Source organism: Ventosimonas gracilis, assembly GCF_001580025.1.
In the GTDB taxonomy this organism is placed as follows: domain Bacteria; phylum Pseudomonadota; class Gammaproteobacteria; order Pseudomonadales; family Pseudomonadaceae; genus Ventosimonas; species Ventosimonas gracilis.
Window position 1 is genome coordinate 12,231 of record NZ_LSZO01000162.1, and the last position, 16,684, is coordinate 28,914.

General features: G+C 55.8%; 14 protein-coding genes. 9 read left to right on the forward strand and 5 right to left on the reverse strand.

Annotation, left to right across the window (positions count from 1 at the left end; genetic code table 11):
* The first annotated feature begins 105 nt into the window (after positions 1 to 105).
* Together AXE65_RS07880 and AXE65_RS07885 are read left to right on the forward strand one after the other, a co-directional pair.
* Positions 106 to 1,911 carry an acyl-CoA dehydrogenase C-terminal domain-containing protein gene (locus tag AXE65_RS07880; RefSeq protein ID WP_068390517.1) on the forward strand — a complete coding sequence of 602 codons (1,806 nt, stop codon included), beginning with the start codon at positions 106 to 108 and terminating at the stop codon, positions 1,909 to 1,911.
* Between the two features lie 76 nt (positions 1,912 to 1,987).
* Complete coding sequence (locus AXE65_RS07885) at positions 1,988 to 3,742, forward strand: acyl-CoA dehydrogenase C-terminal domain-containing protein (RefSeq protein ID WP_068390519.1); 1,755 nt, start codon at positions 1,988 to 1,990, stop codon at positions 3,740 to 3,742.
* Here the strand turns inward: AXE65_RS07885 and AXE65_RS07890 are convergent.
* Positions 3,739 to 6,114, reverse strand: a complete 2,376-nt coding sequence (locus AXE65_RS07890) for a penicillin-binding protein 1A (protein WP_068390522.1) — start codon at positions 6,112 to 6,114, stop codon at positions 3,739 to 3,741. The genes AXE65_RS07885 and AXE65_RS07890 overlap by 4 nt on opposite strands.
* 200 nt (positions 6,115 to 6,314) lie before the next feature.
* On the opposite strand from AXE65_RS07890, the gene AXE65_RS07895 reads away from it, so the two are divergent.
* From AXE65_RS07895 to aroB, 7 genes are read left to right on the forward strand one after another with little or no spacing between them, the layout of a single operon-like run.
* A complete protein-coding gene (locus AXE65_RS07895; protein WP_068390525.1) occupies positions 6,315 to 7,379 on the forward strand; it encodes a pilus assembly protein PilM in 1,065 nt (354 codons plus the stop codon).
* A complete protein-coding gene (locus AXE65_RS07900; protein WP_068390528.1) occupies positions 7,379 to 7,957 on the forward strand; it encodes a PilN domain-containing protein in 579 nt (192 codons plus the stop codon). Before AXE65_RS07895 ends, AXE65_RS07900 begins: the two co-directional genes overlap by 1 nt.
* Positions 7,954 to 8,577, forward strand: coding sequence for a type IV pilus inner membrane component PilO (locus tag AXE65_RS07905; protein ID WP_068390531.1), 624 nt, complete (start codon positions 7,954 to 7,956; stop codon positions 8,575 to 8,577). Before AXE65_RS07900 ends, AXE65_RS07905 begins: the two co-directional genes overlap by 4 nt.
* On the forward strand, positions 8,574 to 9,101 hold the full coding sequence (locus AXE65_RS07910) for a pilus assembly protein PilP (RefSeq protein WP_068390534.1): 528 nt from the start codon (positions 8,574 to 8,576) through the stop codon (positions 9,099 to 9,101). Before AXE65_RS07905 ends, AXE65_RS07910 begins: the two co-directional genes overlap by 4 nt.
* 60 nt (positions 9,102 to 9,161) lie before the next feature.
* On the forward strand, positions 9,162 to 11,252 hold the full coding sequence (locus tag AXE65_RS07915; RefSeq protein WP_068390537.1) for a type IV pilus secretin PilQ: 2,091 nt from the start codon (positions 9,162 to 9,164) through the stop codon (positions 11,250 to 11,252).
* A gap of 5 nt (positions 11,253 to 11,257) precedes the next feature.
* Positions 11,258 to 11,785 carry a shikimate kinase gene (locus AXE65_RS07920; RefSeq protein WP_068390539.1) on the forward strand — a complete coding sequence of 176 codons (528 nt, stop codon included), beginning with the start codon at positions 11,258 to 11,260 and terminating at the stop codon, positions 11,783 to 11,785.
* A 57-nt stretch (positions 11,786 to 11,842) separates the two neighbouring features.
* Positions 11,843 to 12,943: a 3-dehydroquinate synthase gene (gene aroB, locus AXE65_RS07925; RefSeq protein WP_068390542.1), complete on the forward strand. Its 1,101-nt coding sequence runs from the start codon at positions 11,843 to 11,845 to the stop codon at positions 12,941 to 12,943.
* Positions 12,944 to 12,962: 19 nt separating this feature from the next.
* Here the strand turns inward: aroB and AXE65_RS07930 are convergent, their stop codons facing one another.
* Genes AXE65_RS07930 through AXE65_RS07945 form a run of 4 tightly spaced genes read right to left on the reverse strand, consistent with a single transcriptional unit; the run spans position 12,963 to position 16,658 of the window.
* A complete protein-coding gene (locus AXE65_RS07930; RefSeq protein WP_439144675.1) occupies positions 12,963 to 13,841 on the reverse strand; it encodes a heme ABC transporter ATP-binding protein in 879 nt (292 codons plus the stop codon).
* On the reverse strand, positions 13,730 to 14,749 hold the full coding sequence (locus tag AXE65_RS07935; protein ID WP_068390548.1) for a FecCD family ABC transporter permease: 1,020 nt from the start codon (positions 14,747 to 14,749) through the stop codon (positions 13,730 to 13,732). Before AXE65_RS07935 ends, AXE65_RS07930 begins: the two co-directional genes overlap by 112 nt.
* Positions 14,746 to 15,612, reverse strand: a complete 867-nt coding sequence (locus AXE65_RS07940; RefSeq protein ID WP_068390551.1) for a heme/hemin ABC transporter substrate-binding protein — start codon at positions 15,610 to 15,612, stop codon at positions 14,746 to 14,748. Before AXE65_RS07940 ends, AXE65_RS07935 begins: the two co-directional genes overlap by 4 nt.
* The gene (locus AXE65_RS07945; RefSeq protein WP_068390553.1) at positions 15,612 to 16,658 is read right to left on the reverse strand and encodes a hemin-degrading factor; all 1,047 of its coding nucleotides are present in this window, start codon (positions 16,656 to 16,658) and stop codon (positions 15,612 to 15,614) included. The genes AXE65_RS07940 and AXE65_RS07945 overlap by 1 nt, the downstream gene beginning before the upstream one ends.
* Positions 16,659 to 16,684 lie beyond the last annotated feature (26 nt).

Sequence of the window (16,684 nt, forward strand, 5' to 3'; positions counted from 1 at the left end):
ACTTCAAACCAGCCTTGGCAGTGTTTTACGTCTTGGCCATTTTTAGTGCTTTTATGTGTTCTTTTGTAATGTGGTTTTTTATTGACTTTCAAGAGAGTTCTTATCATGACCGACTACCGAGCACCCTTACGTGATATTCGCTTTGTCCGTGACGAGTTACACGATTTCCAAGGACACTACAAAAATCTGCCGGGCTGTGAGGATGCAACGCCAGACACTCTAAATGCGGTGCTTGAAGAAGCCGCCCGTTTTGCCGAACAGGTGATTGCCCCGCTGCGCCGCGTGGGCGACCAAGAAGGCTGCACCTGGACACCCGAAGGCGTAAAAACCCCAACCGGCTTTAAAGAAGCCTACCGCCAGTTTGTCGAAGGCGGCTGGCCGCTACTCGCCCAAGCCGTCGAACACGGCGGACAGGGGCTGCCGGAATCCTTCGGCATGTGCGTTAGCGAACTGATGGCCGAAGCCAACTGGGCTTGGTGCATGTACCCCGGCCTTTCGCAAGGCGCGGTGCGCACCTTGGCCGCACACGGCAGCGACGAACAAAAACGCCTGTACATGCAACCGCTGACCACCGGTCAATGGACCGGCACCATGTGCTTGACCGAGCCACAGTGCGGCACCGACCTTGGCCTGCTGCGCACCAAAGCCGAACCCGAGGCCGATGGCAGCTACAAAATCAGCGGCACCAAGATGTTTATTTCCGCCGGTGAACACGATCTCGCGGAAAACATCGTCCATATCGTCTTGGCGCGTCTGCCCGATGCCCCCGCCGGAACCAAAGGCATTTCCCTGTTTATCGTGCCGAAATTCCTGCCGGACGGACAGGGCAAAATCGCCGAACGCAACGCGGTTTCCTGCGGCTCCATCGAACACAAGATGGGTATTCACGGTAACGCCACTTGCGTGATGAACTTTGACGGCGCGCGCGGCTTTTTGATTGGCCCGCCGAACAAAGGCTTAAGCTGTATGTTCACCTTTATGAACGTGGCTCGCCTGGGTACCGCCATGCAAGGCTTGGCGCATGCGGAAGTGGCCTTTCAGGGCGGTATCCGCTACGCCCGCGAACGCCTGCAAATGCGCGCCTTAAGCGGCGCAAAAGCACCGGACTTGCCCGCCGACCCGATTATTTTCCACCCCGACGTGCGGCGGATGCTGCTGACCATGAAGGCGTTTGCCGAAGGCGGTCGCGCCATGCTGTACTTTGCCGCCAAACAGGCCGACATCTTCCTGCGCAGCAAGGATGCCAAAGCGCGTGAAGCCGCCGATACCATGCTCTCCCTGCTGACGCCTATTGCCAAAGGCTTCTTAAGCGAAGTCGGCTTTGAATCGGCCAACCACGGCGTGCAGATTTACGGCGGACACGGCTATATCGCCGAACACGGCATGGAACAAAACGTGCGCGACAGCCGCATCTCCTGCCTGTACGAAGGCACCACCGGCATTCAGTCGCTCGACCTGTTGGGGCGTAAAGTGCTGATGAGCCGTGGTGACGTGCTCAAGCCCTTTGGTGAAATGGTCAAGCAATACTGCAAAGCCAACGGCAGCAATAAACGCCTGAAACCCTTTGTCGAAGCCTTGACCAGCCACGGCAAGGAACTGGCCGACATCACCATGAAAGTCGGCATGAAAGCGCTCAAAGACCGCGAAGAAGTCGGCGCCGCGGGTGTGGACTACCTGATGTACTGCGGCTATTTCTGCCTCGCCTACTTCTGGGCAGACATCGCGCGGGTTGCCTCGGCTAAACTGGAAAGCGGTACGGACGAAAAGGCTTTCTACAAGGCCAAGTACAAAACCGCCGAGTTCTACTTTGAGCGCATCCTGCCGCGTACCCGCTACCACGTGGAGGCCATGCTGTCCGGTGCGGACAATCTGATGAGCCTCGCCAATGAGGATTTTGACTTAGGCTATTGATGGGTTCTGAGCGAAAAGCAGGCCAGCCCGGCAGTGATAGTGGGCTGGCCTTTTTATTTAGCAAAAAGGAGTTCGCATGTCTGACTACCAAGCGCCGGTGCGCGATATGCAGTTTGTGCTGGATGAAGTCTTTAGCGTCGATAAGCTTTGGGCAAGGCTGCCGGAGCTCTCAGAACTGGATTGGGACAGCGCACTCGCCATACTCGAAGCGGCCGGCAAACTCTGCGCTGAACAAATCGCCCCGATCAACCGCAGCGGCGATGAACAAGGTTGCAGCTTTAACGCAGGTTCCGTGTGTACGCCGAAAGGCTTTCCCGAAGCCTTCGCCCGTTTTGCAGGCGGCGGCTTTTGCGGCTTTTGCGGCGAGGCAGAATTAGGCGGCATGGGTATGCCGAAAACCCTTGGCGTGCAGCTCGAAGAAATGCTCGCTGCCAGCAACCTGTCGTTTAGCCTCTACCCCATCTTAAGCGCGGGAGCGGCTTTGTTGCTTAACGCTCATGCCAGTGAAGCCATTAAACAAACCTTTCTGCCCAAACTCTACAGCGGGCAGTGGTGTGGCACCATGTGTTTGACCGAAGCACAGGCGGGCAGTGATCTGGGGTTAATCCGCACGCGCGCCGAAGCAAAAGAAGATGGCAGTTACAAAATCAGCGGCAGCAAAATCTTTATTACCGGCGGCGAGCACGATTTAACCGAAAACATCATCCATTTAGTGCTGGCGAGACTGCCAGATGCCGCGCCCGGCTCCAAAGGTATCTCACTGTTTTTAGTGCCGAAATTCCTTGTCCGTGAAGACGGCAGCTTGGCCGAACGCAATCAACTGTCCTGTGGCTCGATTGAACACAAAATGGGCATTAAGGCCTCGGCCACTTGCGTGATGAATTTTGATGGTGCGACCGGCTTTTTAATTGACGCGCCCGGTAAGGGGCTTGCCGCCATGTTCACCATGATGAACTACGAACGCTTAGGCGTAGGCATTCAAGGCTTAGGCGCGGCGGAACGTTCCTGGCAGAACGCGCTGGCCTATGCCAAAGAGCGCAAACAAGGAAGCGAAGCGGGCAGCCAAGAGGCGGTGTCGATTATCGAACATGCCGATGTCCGCCGCATGCTGCTGACGATGAAAGTGCTGATTGAAGGTGGGCGGGCGTTTTCCTGCTATTTGGCAAGCCAGCTTGACCTTGCCAAGTACAGCAAGGATGCGGCTGAACGCGAACGAGCCGAAGCCTTGGTTGCGCTGCTTACCCCGCTGGCGAAAGCATTTCTGACCGATATAGGACTGGAAGTCACCGTGCTTGGGCAGCAGATATTCGGCGGGCATGGTTTTATCCGCGAAGCCGGACAAGAACAACTGGTGCGCGATGTGCGCATCACGCAGATTTACGAAGGCACCAACGGCATTCAGGCGCTGGATTTGGCAGGACGCAAGCTGGTGAGTAATAACGGCGCGTTTTACCGCCTGTTTGCCGATGAAATTAAAGACTTTATCGCAAGCGCAGAGCTGGGCTTGCAAGAGTTCACCACACCACTCGCTAAAGCACTGAATAGCCTTGATGAACTCACCACCTGGCTGCTTAAACAGGGCAAACAGGATAGGCGGGAAATCGGTGCGGCCTCAGTCGAATACCTGCAGGTCTTCGGTTATGTCACCTTCGCCTACCTGTGGGCAAAAATGGCGCAGGTCGCGCTGGCTAAAGAAGGCGACTTCTATCTCGGCAAACTCGCTAGCGCGCGTTTTTACTTTGCCCGTCTGTTGCCGCGTATCCACTCGCTGGCTGAAACCGCCAAGGCGGGCAGCGGCGTACTCTATGAGCTTAACGAGGCGTTGTTCTAAAACAAATCCATCGGCGATACCGAACCACCCGCAGCGCCTCCTTCTGTTAGCGGCGCTTCGGGTGGGTTTTCATTTTTAAACAGTTCCACATAGGCATCCGGCGTATCCGGCCTTGCGGCGCGGCCGCTTTGCGGGTTAACGCGCAGACTAAGCAGTCCTTCAGGCTTTGCCAGTCGGTGCTCGGGCTTGTCTTTAAGCGCGACCTCCATAAAACGCATCCAGATGGGCAACGCTACCGTACCGCCGATTTCTCGCCGGCCAAGGCTTTGCGGCTGGTCAAAACCCGTCCACACAGTGGTGACATTGTCTGCGTTGTAGCCAGAGAACCAAGCGTCCCTGGACTCATTGCTGGTGCCGGTTTTACCCGCCAAATCGGTGCGACCCAACGAAAGCGCTCGCCTTGCGCCGCCACGTTTAATCACGTCCTGCAACAGGTCGGTCATGATATAGGCGGTGCGCGGGTCAATAATACGCTCAGCCGCCAGGTTGCTTTGCGCGTTGCCCGGTTGTACTGCCGTTTTTGGCTGCTCAATAAACAGCACCTTGCCCTCGCGGTCTTCGATGCGCTCAATCAGGTAAGGCTCTATCCGGTAGCCGCCGTTGGCAAAAGTGGCCCAACCACGCACCACTTCCATCGGGGTCAAGCTGGCATTGCCCAGAGCCAGCGATAAATCGTCTGGCAAATCCTTAGGGCTAAAGCCAAAGGCGCTTAAGTATTCGACCGCATAACGAATGCCGATGTCTTGCAGCAAACGGATGGAGGCGAGATTGCGTGAGCGGTACAGCGCTTCTCGCAGAGAAATAAAACCCAGAAAGGTATCGCCGTAATTTTTGGGACGCCAACTTCTGGTTTCTTGCTCATCGTTATTCAGCATGTTGTCACTGAGTACTGAGCGGTTGGTAAACACCATCGGCGAATCGTTAAGCAAGCTGGCGGCGGTAAAGCCCTTATCCAAGGCCGCGCTGTAGATAAAAGGCTTTAAGCTCGAACCCGGCTGGCGTTTGGCCTGCACCACGCGATTAAAACTGCTCTGCGCAAACGAAAAACCGCCGACCAAGGCACGAATGGCCCCGGTTTCCGGCGCAAGGGAAATCAACGCACCCTGCACCTTGGGCAATTGGGAAAAACGCAAGTGGCCGTCTGTCAGCCGCTGTACCCGTATCAGGTCGCCCACTTGCACCACTTCTGCCGGACTTTTCGGCACTTGTCCTTGCGAGTTGGCGGAAAGAAAAGGCCGCGCCCACTGCATGGTGCTCCAAGGCACGGCTTCGCGCTTGCCGCTTCGCAGCAGCACTTCGATGCCGTCTGGTTTAACCTCGCTGACAATGGCAGGCAACAGCCCAGCAAAGGCTTTTTGCTGCGCCAATACGCTTTGCCAATCGGCTACCGCTTGAACACCCAAACGCTGCTCAGCACCGCTAAAGCCGTGGCGCTGGTCGTATTCCAACAAGCCATCACGCACCGCCTGGCGCGCGGCTTGTTGCAAGGGCGAGGAAACCGTTGTGAATACGCGAAAACCTTCCGTGTAGGCTTCCTCGCCGTAGCGTGAGACCATCTCGGCACGCACCATCTCGGCAATCCAGGGCGCGTCAAGTTCGGGCTTTGGCACATGCAGGCTCGCTGCGTCCACCTCAGCCACTGCGGCCTGCCAACGGCTTTCATCGATTTTGCCAAGACGGTACATGCGCCCCAAAATCCAGTTGCGTCGCTCCAGGCTGCACTTTGCAGCGACTATCGGGTTGCACTTGGAGGGGCCTTTGGGCAGTCCGGCCAGGGTTGCCAGTTGCGCAAGGCTTAAGTCTTTAATGGATTTGCCGTAATAGGTTTGCGCCGCGGCTTCAATCCCATAGGTGCGTTGACCCAGAAAGATTTTGTTGACGTAAAGCTGCAAAATTTCATCCTTGGACAGCTCGCGCTCAATCTGCAAAGCCAGCAGGATTTCAGTAATTTTGCGCTTTAAGCTGCGCTCTGGCGTTAAAAAGTAGTTTTTCGCCACCTGCATGGTGATGGTGCTGCCACCAGAACGAAAATGCCCGGTTCGCGCAAGCTCCACCAGCGCACGCAGCAGGCCGCTGACATCCACCCCGTGATGCTGGGTAAAATTATCGTCCTCGGCGGCGAGCAACGCCGCGATAAAGTCCGGCGGAATATCAGCAAAGGCAATGGGCGCACGGCGCATCTCGCCAAACTCGGCAATCAGCCGCAAATCTTCGCTATAAACCCGCAACGGGATTTGTAAACGGGTATTGCGCAGATGCTGGGTAGATGGCAGAGTGGGGGCAACGTACAGGAAAGTACCGCTTAGCGCGAGTAAAAGGGCGCAGCAAGCAGTAAAGAAAAGCCAGCAAAAGAGCTTAAGTAAGCGCGTCAAGATTTAAAACACCGTGGCAGTAGTAGAACCGTAAAAATAGAGTGTTATTTGTTCGCGCGGAGCGGTAAATGACGGACAATTATACGAACATTTGTTCCTTGTCAGCCTTTCGTATTCAAGGGTAATCTAGCATTTAACGTGGGAAGTTATAAGCGCTGTTGCTTATAGATACCAATACACATTTTGACAGGAAAACACTTGTGGCAGGACTGTTCAAAAAAAAAGCCAATCGGCTACTGGGGGTAGCCATCAGCACGACTACGGTCAAGTTGATAGAGTTAAGCCAAACGAGCGGCCGCTATCAAGTGGAGGCTTATGCCATTGAGCCGCTGCCGATAGGTGCGGTCGTGGAAAAAAGCATTGCCGATACGCAGGTAGTCGGCGAGGCGCTCAGCCGTGCGCTGCGCAAATCCAAAAGTGCGCTGCGCACCGTGGCAACCGCAGTGGCAGGTTCCGCGGTGATTACCAAAACCATTGAAATGGATGCCGGTCTTTCCGACGACGAGCTGGAAAGCCAGCTTAAGATAGAGGCTGATCAATACATTCCCTTTCCGATTGACGAGGTCGCGCTGGATTTTGAAGTGCAAGGTATCTCCGCGCGAAATCAAGGGCGGGTCGATGTCTTGCTCGCTGCCTGCCGCCGTGAAAGTGTCGAAAACCTTGAAGCGACCTTGGATATTGCAGGCTTAAAAGCTGAAGTCGTGGATATTGAAGCCTATGCACTGGAACGCGCCTGTGCGCTGCTCTCGTCGCAGCTTGGCAAGGATTGGCAAGAGCAGGTCGTCGCCCTGGTTGATTTGGGCGCGACCATCACAACCCTTAGCGTTCTGCATAAAGGTCGCATTATCTACAGCCGTGAGCAGGTTTTTGGCGGTCAGCAACTGACCGATGAAATCCAGCGCCGCTATGGCCTGTCGGAAGTAGAAGCCGAGTATGCCAAGAAAAAAGGCGGTCTGCCGGATGACTACCAATCCGATGTACTGCAATCGTTTAAAGAATCCGTCGCCTCGCAAGTATCGCGTTCTTTGCAGTTCTTCTTTGCTTCAGGGCAATTCCACAACGTTGACTGCATTGTACTCTCAGGTGGCAGCGCCTCGATTGTTGGACTTGCCGGGCTGATACAGCAAAAAGTCAGTACCCGTACCTTGCCCGCCAACCCCTTCGCCGAAATGACGCTGTCAAACAAGGTCGAGGCAGCGGCGCTGGCGACCGAGGCCTCTTCCCTGATGACCGCCTGCGGCTTGGCGATGAGGAGTTTTGACTGATGGCACGGATTAACCTGCTGCCTTGGCGCGAGGAGCGAAATGAAGAGCGCAAAAAGCAATTTGTAGTGGTGCTGTTTGGTACCTTGGTTATTGCTGGCGGCTTGGTGTTCTTGGGCAATCAGTTTGTCAGCGGCCTGCTGGATAATCAAAGCGCTCGCAACAGTTATCTGCGAAAAGAAATTACTTCGCTGGATGAGCGCATCAAACAGGTTCAGGAAATCCGCGAAATGCGTACACAACTGCTGGGCAGGATGCAGGTTATCCAAGACTTGCAAAGCAACCGCCAAGTCATGCCGCGCCTGTTTGATCAGTTGGTACGCACCTTGCCGGACGGCGTGTATTACTCCTCGCTTGCCATGCAAGGGCAGCGCATCAGCATTGACGGATTTGCCGAGTCCAATAACCGCGTATCAGCGCTGATGCGTAACCTGGAAGCCTCTCCCTGGTTGGCCGGGGCGACCCTTTCTGGGGTCAAGGCGATTGAGAATGCGCACTTGGATGGACAAGCCAATCAGTTCCAATTAACCGTTCGGCAAAGTCGGCCAAAAGCCGGCGAAGTGCAAGGAGCCAGTCAATGAGTTTCGCCAATGCACTGGAAGCCTTAAAGAAAATCGATATTAATGAACTCGATTTCAACAACTTGGGCTCTTGGCCAATGGCGGCCAAGGCAATCGCCTGCTCTGTGCTATTCGTCGCCGTGTTGGTGGCAGGCTATTTTTTGCAACTACAAGGCCAGTTGGAGCAACTGGATGCGGCGAAGATGGAAGAAGGGCGCCTGCGTGAAGAGTTTTCCAGTAAAAACCGGCAGTCAGCCAATCTGGAAGCCTATCAAGCGCAAATGGGTCAAATGGAAAGCGCCTTTGGTCAAATGCTGCGTCAATTGCCGAGTGAAACCGAAGTGCCGGGTCTGTTGGAAGACATCAACCGCGCGGCGTTTTCCAGCGACCTTGAGTTGGAGGAGCTTAAGCTGCTGCCCGAATCCGCTCACCAGTTTTATATCGAACTGCCCATTCAGATTGCTGTCGTGGGCGAATACCACAACCTTGCCGCCTTTATCAGCGCGACCTCCAGCCTGCCGCGTATCGTGACCCTGCACGACTTCAGCATCCGTCCGGTTTCGGCAGAAACACCGGGTCGCCTACAGATGGATATTCTTGCCAAAACCTATCGTTATGAAGACAAGGAGGCCGCACAATGAACCGCGCCCGTCTTGCCCTTTGTGCCATGCTGCTCGCCAGCTTGCTGGGTTGCGGTGGCAGTGATGGTTTTGCAGACCTGCAAACCTTTATCAATGAAGAACGCACCAAGCCGAGGCCGCCCATTGAACCGCTGCCGACTTTTGCCAGCTATGCTCCCTTTACCTACGATTCCATGCTGCTGCGCAGCCCGTTCCAACCGCCGCACAAACTGGAACTCTCCTCGCGCATTAAAGGTTCAAGGGACATCAAGCCGGATGAAAACCGCGCCAAGCAATTTCTGGAAGGCTTTTCTATCGACAGTTTTGAAATGGTAGGCACGCTGGCCAACAGTCACGGACGCTATGCGCTGCTAAGCGGTGCTGGCGGCGTGCACCGGGTCAAAATTGGCGATTATTTGGGTCTGAATTACGGACGCATTGTGCTGATTGATGCGGATAAAATGGAAGTGGTTGAAATCGTTCCTGATGGTCAAGGTGGCTGGTTAGAACGGCCAAGAAGTCTTCTGCTCAAGGAACGCTCTTAAATGAGGAGGGAGGAGAGGAAAATGAAAATTATCAATACGTCTGCACAGCGGAGTTTCAGGATGAACAAAATATTCCCAGGTTTTTCACGTACCAGTTTGGCCTTGTGGGTGGGCGTTTTTTCACTGCCGGTTTGGGCTGCGGATATTATTGCGCTGGATGTAGCAAGCCTGCCGGGCGATAAAACTGAAATCAAAGTCAGCTTTAACGAACCACCAGCCGCTCCGCAAAGCTATACCATCGACCAACCGGCGCGTATCGCCATTGACCTTGAAGGCACGAAAAACCGCTTGGGGCAAAGAAGTCGCGAGCTTGGCGCTGGTAATGCACGCAGCATTACCTTGGTGGAAGCGGGCGAGCGCACGCGGATGATAGTCAACCTGACCAACCCCGCTCCCTACAGCACGCGGGTGGAAGGCAACAACCTGTTTGTCACCGTCGGTGACAGCAGCGCAGGTAATGCCCCTTCGTCTCCCGCCAGTACCACTACAACGTCCGCTGCTCCATCGCAAGCAGCAACCAGCGCCCGCTCGACCAGCAAGCAGCTTATCAACAATATTGACTTCCAGCGCGGCGAACAGGGCGAAGGTAATGTCATCATTGAACTGTCCAATGCCTCGGTTAACGCCGATATTCGCGAGCAGGGCAATAAAATCCGCCTGAATTTTGCAGGTACCGAGCTGCCCGAAAAACTGCGTGCACGTCTTGATGTCAAAGACTTTGCAACGCCGGTGCAATACGTTGCTGCCAGTGGTTCGAGGGGGGGGAGCAGCATCGTCATTGAACCGACCGGTAACTATGAATACATGGTCTATCAGGTGGGCAACCAGTTGACCGTCAGCATCAAACCGCAAACCAAGGAAGAACGGCAGCGCGCCGATACTCCCCTGTACAAAGGCGAGAAACTGTCGCTTAACTTCCAGGACATCGAAGTGCGTTCGGTACTGCAATTGATTGCCGACTTTACCGAACTGAACCTGGTCGCCAGCGATGCGGTACAAGGCAGCATCACCTTGCGCCTGCAAAACGTACCTTGGGACCAAGCGCTGGACTTGGTACTGCGCACCAAAGGCCTCGATAAACGACTGGTCGGCAACGTGCTGATGGTTGACCTTGCCGAAGGTATCGCCGAGCGCGAGCGCCAAGAGCTGGAAGCGCGCAAACAAATTGCCGAACTCGCCCCGCTCTACCACGAGCTGATACAGGTGAACTACGCCAAAGCGGACAAAATTGCCGAACTGTTTAAATCCGCCGCCAATACCAGCGGCAACAATCGTGATGAGCGCGGTTCCGTCACGGTGGATGACCGTACCAACAGCATTATTGCCTACCAAACCCAAGATAAATTGGATGAACTGCGCCGCATTGTTGCGCAACTGGATATTCCGGTTAAACAGGTGATGATTGAGGCAAGGATTGTTGAGGCTAATGAAGATTTTGCTAAAAGCCTTGGGGTGAAATGGGGGGGGACTAGCAATAGCAGTCCCACTGGCTTAACCTCGGGGGGATATGTTAATTCCATAGCAGGAGGACTTAATGAGGGCGCTTTTGTCGATTTGGGTACCGTGTCGCCGACCAGTTCCATTGCTTTTGGCTATCTAAAAAACAACCTGACGCTTAACTTGGAACTCACAGCCATGCAAAAAAGCGGGTATGGTGAGATCATCTCGCAACCCAAAGTGATGACGGCCAATCAGCAAACAGCCAAGGTTATGAAGGGAGAGGAAGTACCCTATCAGGAGCAAACAGGCGGCAATGCCGGTGGCAGCAGCACCAGCTTTAAGGAAGCACTATTGTCGCTGGAAGTCACGCCGCAGATTACCCCGGATAATCGGGTCGGCATGGAAGTTAAAATCACTAAAGACCGCGTAGATCGTACCGCGGGAGCTGCAGTTGGTGGTGTTCCACCTATTTTAAAGCAAGAAGTGAGTGCCAATGTTCTGGTCGCAGATGGTGAAACCGTAGTGATAGGGGGGGTCTTTGAAGGTGAAAAAACCAAGGGCATCGATAAAGTACCCTTCCTTGGCGATTTGCCTTTTATCGGGCGGCTATTCAAACGCGATACGGTAGACAATAAGAAAAGAGAGCTGCTGGTATTTATCACTCCGCGCATTTTAACTGATCACGGTGTTGCAGCGAGTGTACTGCCTTAAGCCAAGTGAGTAACTTAGTCCTGATAGGCCCGATGGGGGCTGGTAAAAGCACCATCGGGCGACTGTTGGCCAAGGCGCTTAGTCGCAGCTTTAAAGATTCCGACCAAGAAATTGAACAACGCAGTGGCGTTGATATTCCTTGGATTTTTGAAAAAGAAGGCGAGCAGGGTTTTCGCGCCCGCGAAACCGCCATGCTCGCCGAACTTTGCACACAAGATCACTTGGTGTTGGCAACCGGTGGCGGTGCCATTTTAAGTGCACAAAACCGCGATCTTTTGCAAACCAACAGCCTTGTCATTTACCTGTGCATCCCCGTTGCCGAACAACTTAAACGCACCGCACAAAACCGCAGCCGCCCGCTGCTTAACCAAGGTAATCCCGAGCAGATACTAAGAGAGCTGATGGCCGTGCGCGACCCGCTCTACCGCGAAATCGCAGACCTTATTATCGAAACCGACGGCGGCGCTCCGCAGCAAACCGCCCAGGAAATCCTGCTCTACCTGCAACGCACTGCACCGATGCTTTTTAGTTGATTAAAATTACCCGGCTGGGGAGAGGGTAAACACACAGATTTCATCTCATAGAGCATTATGCACAGCCTTCAAGTTCCACTGCCTGAGCGCAGTTACCCGATTTATATCGGCTCCGGTCTGTTATCCCAACACGAACTGCTGACCCGCCATATTGGCGGACGGCAGGTTGCGCTGGTGACTAATGAATCCATCGGCAAACTGCCGTATTTGGCTCAGCTTGAGCAAAGCCTGCAAGGCTTTGAATTAACAAGGATCATTCTGCCAGACGGCGAGGCGTACAAAAACTGGCAAACACTGCAAAGGATTTTTGATGAATTGCTTAAGGCAAGACACGAGCGCAGCACTACCTTAATTGCCCTTGGTGGCGGCGTGGTCGGCGATATGACGGGCTTTGCCGCCGCCTGCTATCAGCGTGGCGCACAGTTTATTCAGGTGCCGACCACCTTGCTGGCGCAGGTGGATTCCTCGGTGGGTGGTAAAACCGGCATCAATCATCCGCTCGGCAAAAATATGATTGGCGCGTTTTATCAGCCGCAGGCGGTGATTATCGATACTGGCACGCTGCAAACATTGCCCGAACGCGAGCTTTCTGCCGGGCTTGCCGAAGTGATCAAATACGGCCTGATTGCGGATGCGGACTTTTTGGCGTTTCTGGAAAGCCATATGGATGCCTTGCTGGCGCGTGATGAACAGGCGCTGGCGCAGGCGATTTCCCGTTCCTGTGCGATCAAGGCGCAGATTGTCGCGCAGGATGAACGCGAATCCGGCATCCGCGCCATTCTTAACCTGGGCCATACCTTCGGCCATGCCATCGAAACCCACCAAGGCTACGGTACTTGGCTGCATGGCGAGGCGGTCGCGGCGGGTACCATGATGGCGCTGCAAATGTCACACGAGCTCGATTGGATAGACCAAGCCGCCAGAAACCGCGCTGCTGGGTTATTGCTACGAGCCAAACTACCCATAGCACCGCCCGCCGATATGACCGAAGGCGACTTTATGCGGCATATGGCGGTGGATAAAAAAGTACAAAACGGGCGCTTGCGCTTGGTGCTGCTGAAAAAACCAGGCAAAGCCGTGATCAGTGCGGACTTTCCCGCTACGGCGCTAGAGGCCACGCTTGCTTTCGATTACCAAAGCCTACAGGCGCAGCTTTAGCGCCATCAGGCTATATAAGCTAGCGTGGCACGATAAGCGGGCAGTCTTGCTCAGGGTGCGCCAGGATGAGCAGGTCAAGCCCAAATACCGCTTTAAGCGGCGCGACTTGCAGCACTTCTCGGATGCTTCCCTGCCGTTCGCTACGACCGTCTTTTAGCAGCAGCAGACGGTCGCAGTAGCGGGCGGCCAGATTTAAATCGTGCAGGATGACTAAAATCGCCGTGCCGCACTCGGCCAGTTTACGCACCGCTTGCAGGGTTTGCTGCTGATGCAGCGGGTCGAGCATGGAAGTGGGTTCATCCAGCAGCAAGACACGTCCGTTTTCGCCTAGCCAAAGCTGCGCCAGCACCCGCGCCAAATGTACGCGCTGGCGTTCGCCGCCGGACAGCTCCAAATAACTGCGTCCGAGCAAATGCCCGGCATCGACTTGCGCCAGCGCCGCCTGCACGATCACATCATCATGCTGCTTGCCGCTGGCGTGCGGCAGGCGACCCATTGCCACCACTTCTTCCACGCGAAAAGCAAAATTAAGGCTTGAGCTTTGCGGCAAAACGGCCAGTTGCTGCGCCCTTTTGCAGTCTGCCCAATCGCCTAAGGGTTTGCCGTGCAGGCTGACGCGACCTGCGCTTGCGGTGAGTTCCCCGCACAGCGCGGCCAGCAGCGTGCTTTTGCCCGCACCGTTTGGCCCGAGCACGCCAAACACTTCGCCGGGGCGCAGTTCCAGCGAAATATCGGACAGCACCGTTTTTGCTCCACGTGAAACACTTAAGTTTTCCGCGCAGAGCATCAGAAGCGTCCGCCGCGCAGCAGCAGGCCGATAAAAAACGGTGCGCCAATCAGCGCGGTGACTATGCCGATCGGCAGCTCGGCGGGAGCCAATGCGAGACGCGCAAAACAATCGGCAAACAGCAGCAAACTGGCTCCGGCCAAGGCGGAAGCGGGCAGCAGCACGCGGTGCTCGGGGCCGGCAAGCAGGCGCACCAAATGCGGCACCACCAACCCGATAAAGCCAATCAATCCGGCGGCGGCGACCGCAGCGCCTACACCCAAGGCGGTGCAGAGCACCAGCTCGCGCTTTAATCGCTCTACCGCAAAGCCCAGATGCCGTGCTTCGGATTCGCCGAGCAGCAAGGCATTCAGTGCCTTGGCGCGAGCTGGCAGCCAGAGCAGTATCAAGACCGTTACCAATAACAGCGGCCACAGGCGAGCGTAGCTGGCACCGTTTAAGCTGCCCAAATTCCAGAAGGTTAAGCGGCGCAAGGTGGCATCGTCGGCGAGATAGGTCAAAAGGCCAATCAAGGCACCGGCGAGTGCGCTTAAGGCGATACCGGCGAGCAGCATGGTGGCGACCTGGGTTTGCCCGCCGCGCCTGCCTAATCGGTAGACCAGCGCAGTGACCAACAGCCCACCGGCAAAGGCGCACAAGGACAAAAAGTAGGGAGCGAGTGCATCGGCTACGCCGCCCAGCAGGGCGCTGCCGACAATGGCAAAGGCCGCGCCCAAGGCTGCGCCGCTGGATACGCCAATCAGCCCGGGGTCGGCCAGCGGATTGCGAAACAGTCCCTGCATGGCTACGCCGCACAGCGCCAGTACCGCGCCTACGCCAAGCCCAAGCAGGGCGCGCGGCAGGCGGATTTGATGAACGATCAGGCTGGCTTGGTTGCTTTCGTTATTCGTCCATAGCGCGGCGATAATTTCAGCGGCGGGCAAGCTGACCGGCCCTGCCGCCAGCGACAGCCAGAGCGCGAGCAGCAGGGCAAGGCCAAGGAGGATAAATAACAGACGCGGGGAAAGGCGCGAAGTCATGGATGCTCTGAATAAAACGCTTGCATCAAGCGTGCAAGTTCCTCGGGCAGGCGTGCGCCCAAGCCACCGACCAGCAAAGTGGGTTCCAGACTCAGCAGCCGCCCGCTCTGCGCGGCGCGGCTTGCCGCAAGCGCCGGGTCTTGCGCCAGTTGCGCCTGCATGGCGTCGCGTGATGGCAGGCTGCGGTCAGTAAAAATCAGCACTTCGGGGTTCATGGCGAGCAGCGCTTCGCTGGAAATCGCCTTGTAGCCTTGGTGTGTGGCGAGATTTTCTCCGCCGGCCTGCTTAATCAGCCAGTCGGCGGCGGTATCCGTGCCTGCGGCCATTGGGCGAGTTCCGGCGTGGCTGAGCAGCAGCAAAGCCTTAGGTTTAGGGCGACCGTTTTGTTCCATTTCACGGACTTGTGCTTGCAGCTTCGCGAGTTTCAGTCGGTAATTGTTGAGCAATTGAGCGGCTTGTTCTTCTGCGCCCAAAAGATGACCCAAGCGCGTTAGGTTGTCTGCCAACGCCTCAAGGTCGGCTTTGGCGGAAAAACGCTCAATGCGCAGACCAGCCGCTTTAAGCTGCTCTAGCACCGGTGGCGGCCCCATTTCTTCGGTGCCGACCAGAATATCCGGCTTAAGCGAGAGGATGCCTTCTGCGGATAATTGCCGTTGATAGCCGATGCTAGGCAGTTTCGTCAGCACCTGCGGGAATTGGCTGGTGCTGTCCACGCCGACCAGTTTGTGTTGCCCGCCCAATACCGCTATCCATTCACTCAGCGCACTGCCAGCGCTCACCCAGCGCTCTGGCAAAAGCGCTTCGGCCTGAGCCTGCCCAAAGACGACGACAGACAGCAGACCAAGCAGACGAATAAGACGCATCAATCTACCTCCAGCGCGGCGCTGCTTTCGGCAAGGATGCGCCAGTCGCGGCGCTCCGGCACGCCAGGCTTGCGTGTACCAAAGAGTTGCAGTATCAGCTCGCCGTCGTTATCGAATGCCTCCCAACTGGTAATCACGCCGTCGGTTGAAGGCTTGCGCACGCGCCAGAGCTCTCGGATGCCGCGCGTATCCAGATGCAGATTGAATTGATTGTCCAGCACATTAAACCAAGGCCCGGCCCAGCGCAGATTGTGGATGGTGCCGCTGTGGATTTGGATGCAGTAGCGGTTGCCGACAAAGGCCATTATCGGCACTTCACGTTCGGCGGCGGTTTCCAGCATGGTAGGTAGTGCTTCTGGGTCAAGCGGTTCGGCGAAACGGCTGCCGACCAGTCGCAGCGCTTGGGTGCGCGCGGCGCCGTGTTTTTTCAGCAGGGCCAAAAAATGATGGGTATCTTTCAGCTCCGCCCAATCACTGCGTAGCGCTGCTACATCAATGGCGCTGTCGGGCTTTGCGGCTTCTTGCGCGGGCGGTGGTTGCAAGTTCAGTTCGGCGCTTTGTTGATCAAAACGAAAACGCTCGCGTAGCGGTTCAAACGCCGATGCATTGCTGTTGTCAAGCAAAAAGACTTTGTGGATGGCCGTGCCCTGGCGGTCAAAAATCTGCACGCTACGCTGTGTGCCTTTCGCGGTTTGTTCGCTGATGGCAAACACGCTCGCCCAGCCAGAAAAGAAAAAACGCAGGTCAATATCTTCGGACACCACCAGCCCCATAGGCGCGTCCTTGCCCACGATCACCTCGTGATAGCGGCCTTTGCGCTCGTGCACGCAGTATTGATTGCGCGTTAGCGCCATCACCTCGCCCAATTCGCCAAGTGCTAAAAGCAGTTCGCTCCAGTCAGGGCGTAGCCGAATGGTATCGATCGATAAACGGCTGGCGATTAGTTCGGCCTCGCTAACGCCTAACTGCGCGGCAGCATCACGCGCACGCAGTGTGGGGTTTTCCGCCCGCAAGGCTTGCCAGCGGGAATAAAGCGCGGTAGGCATGGCTTGGTTTCTCCACAAAGTACAGC